Annotated in this window: 3 protein-coding genes; all 3 read left to right on the top strand. The window is 30.5% G+C overall.

Features of this window, described 5'->3' with window-relative positions:
• Positions 1–566, top strand: a 566-nt coding sequence (locus D7V20_RS18820) for a DUF2345 domain-containing protein (protein ID WP_235831677.1), incomplete at its 5' end; no start/stop codon positions are given.
• Between the two features lie 8 nt (positions 567–574).
• Complete coding sequence (locus D7V20_RS18815) at positions 575–1,987, top strand: hypothetical protein (protein ID WP_407923982.1); 1,413 nt, start codon at positions 575–577, stop codon at positions 1,985–1,987.
• Positions 1,988–2,456: 469 nt separating this feature from the next.
• Positions 2,457–2,714, top strand: coding sequence for a hypothetical protein (locus D7V20_RS18805; RefSeq protein WP_235831676.1), 258 nt, complete (start codon positions 2,457–2,459; stop codon positions 2,712–2,714).
• The last annotated feature ends 100 nt before the right edge of the window (positions 2,715–2,814 follow it).

Below are 2,814 nucleotides of genomic sequence, written 5' to 3'. Positions count from 1 at the left end.
ATACACAGAATAATTATATTGTGCATGCCTTAAACAAGATGAGTCTGTTTGCAATACAGGATGTGAAGTGGGTTGCAGCCCAAGGCAAATTCAGTATTCACGTACAATCGAATGGGATGGATATCTTAACCAAGCAAGATATTCAAATCAGTTCTGTTGATGGTCAGATTGTAATTACTGCGCCGAATGGGATATCGATTAAGAGTAGAAATTCAGAAATTAAATTAGATGATGCGGGGATTGGATTGATCACCAGTCATGTGTTGGAACATAAAGCGGGGCAGCATGTGTTTAAAACTGGGTCGATTATTGACTTTGAACGAATTCATTTACCCGATATTAAAAACCCGTATATAGTTCAATATTTAGTGAGAAATAAAGAAAATGAAAACCTTATAAATCGACCATTTATTTTAATAGATGAACAAGGCAATGTTCAAAAAGGTAAAACAGATAACAAAGGTTTTATGAATCTGAAAACGACCCCATCTAGTCAGATGGTCGCTGCTAGAGTCATGCCGAGTGAAATAGAAGAGGCAACAGAAGAAGAAGTTGAAAAGGAATAGGCTTGAATATGAATTATAGTCGTTTAAAACTGACCGTACAGGAACCTTTAAAATTAAAAGACCTTAGCTACAAATTTGTAGTGATTAATTATAGTACGCAGAAAAAAACAAATTTTGAGGGTAGATTTGATGAGCAAGGATTAACGGAATGGTATGAAATTCATAATTCAAATACGCTTTTAATATATGAAATTTTGTTTAGAGGTGAACTTCTTCAAAGAGTTTCCGCCAAAGCTTATCCTGATCAGAAAAAGCATAGTACTTATATTTTGAAAGTCACTACTGCCATAACAAAAAATGTTAAAGAGAATGTGAAAGAAATATATTTAAATGATGGTGAGGTTGCTTGGTACTTGGTAAAGAAAACGGAAACAATGCTTGATTGGTCAAAAAGAATTTTTAAAAAACCCCTAGTAGCTTCTGATTGGGATACTTTAAGAGCGAATAATCCCCACTTGAAAAATATAGCTCCGATTAAGTTATTAACACCAGGTCAGGTTGTCGTTTTATCTAATTCAACGACAGCAAAAGCATTACCACAATATAAAAAGGATGCGCAGGAAGCACAAAATAACTTAGATAAAATGACAAAAGATAAAGATTTTGATGCAATATTCTTTGCCCAAAACTATGAATTCTTTCACGATGCTTTGTTAGATAATCGAACAGAGATGAGTAACAAAAATATTTTTGAAAACAACGATCATCCTTTAGTGCAAAAATTTGATAATAACTCAAATGATAGTGGTGCTGCATGGGGAACAGGAATTAAAGGTGGTATAGATGCTGCGATGAGTTTTTCAGAAGGTGTCACAACTAAAATATATAAAATACATGGTGAAATAGCTTTAAAACTTGCGGAAGAAAGAAGAAAAGGATCGGCTTTAGCAAACCCAAAGAACTTTAAAGCTTTTAGAAAGAAATATGCTCATCTATATGATGAGTTAAATAGAGAATCTACAAAGAAATTATTTAAATGGGATCAGTCAATCAAAACCAATAATATGAGACGTATGATTAGCCAATCAGTACTTGCTAGAGGAGTTACTTATAAAGGAGGAATAAAAGAATATATCGAAAAAATGGGTGAGATTGGAAAAATGAGTAAATATTTAAAAGGTGGTGGTTATTTGTTTTTAGCTATAGATGTTTATAATGCAGGTGATGAGATAGCCAACGCAAAGCCTGAGGAAAGAACTAGAACAGCGGTGGTGGAAACTTCAAAAATAGCTGCTGGTTTAGGAACTGGGGCTATAGTAAGTTTTATTGTATTAGGACTCGCAACGGGCGGTGCTGGATGGGTTGCATTAGGAGTCGTTGCAGGTATAGGTGCTGGAGCAAGCTGGGGCATAGGAGAGTTGGCAGGTAAGGCTGCAGGTATCGCTTATGATGAAGCAGAAGTTTACTGGAATAGTAACTAAATATGAATACTTTATTACATTTATTTAGAACATTACCTTTAATTTCGATTAGTTTTACTTGCTTGATATTATTCTTTATATTTTCAATATGTTTATATATATATGTGAACATAAATTTGAAAGGAATATGTAAAATTATAGTTGATGATGATAATTGGTATAAAATGCCACTGAGTCCGCTAACTTTTCATCTATTAAGTGCTTTGCCATTAGTTTTTTTTAAAGAGTTTTTAAATATTAAATTTAATATTAATTTTAAGAAATTATATGGGAAAAATTATTATTTTTCTCTAAATTGTAGTGATTTAGAGTCACTTTTGAGGAAATATCCTGTATTTTTTTATATGCAGTATATGATATTTTTTTTAGGTATTTTATTTATAGTTTTTTTATTAATTTCTATGATATAGAGGTTAGTTTTTATTGAGTTGGTAAAGTAAAATTTTTAATATTTATGAGATGGGGTTTAATGAATAAAAAAGATTTAATTGTTATTTTACTAATATTAAGTGTATTTTTATGGGCTGTATTTCACCAGTTAGTCTCTAAATATATTAATGAAAATGAAGATTTGAAGAAAAATATTTATCAATTTGATTTGTATAAAAATAGGTCAATGGATATCTCTAATATTGAGTTGGTTATTTCTTTGGTTGCTATTATTCATATAATAAATTTTTTTTCAAAAAATAGTTTAGAAAACTATTTTAAAAAAGGCATTTTTTGATTTTTTAAGGTGTAAATTTTGATGTTAGCTGTTACATAATAGAAAGTCATAAAAAATTATGGGGTTATATTAAGATATCTATTCTATTTATGTTTTTTAT

This window comes from Acinetobacter rongchengensis (assembly GCF_003611475.1).
Lineage (GTDB): Bacteria > Pseudomonadota > Gammaproteobacteria > Pseudomonadales > Moraxellaceae > Acinetobacter > Acinetobacter rongchengensis.
Note: the sequence above shows the minus strand (reverse complement) of the source record. Positions and strands in the feature narration are given on the sequence as shown.

Coding starts and splice junctions, on each gene's coding strand:
- D7V20_RS18805 (WP_235831676.1), top strand. CDS start 2,457: ATGAATAAAAAAGATTTAATTGTTATTTTACTAATATTAAGTGTATTT.
- D7V20_RS18815 (WP_407923982.1), top strand. CDS start 575: ATGAATTATAGTCGTTTAAAACTGACCGTACAGGAACCTTTAAAATTA.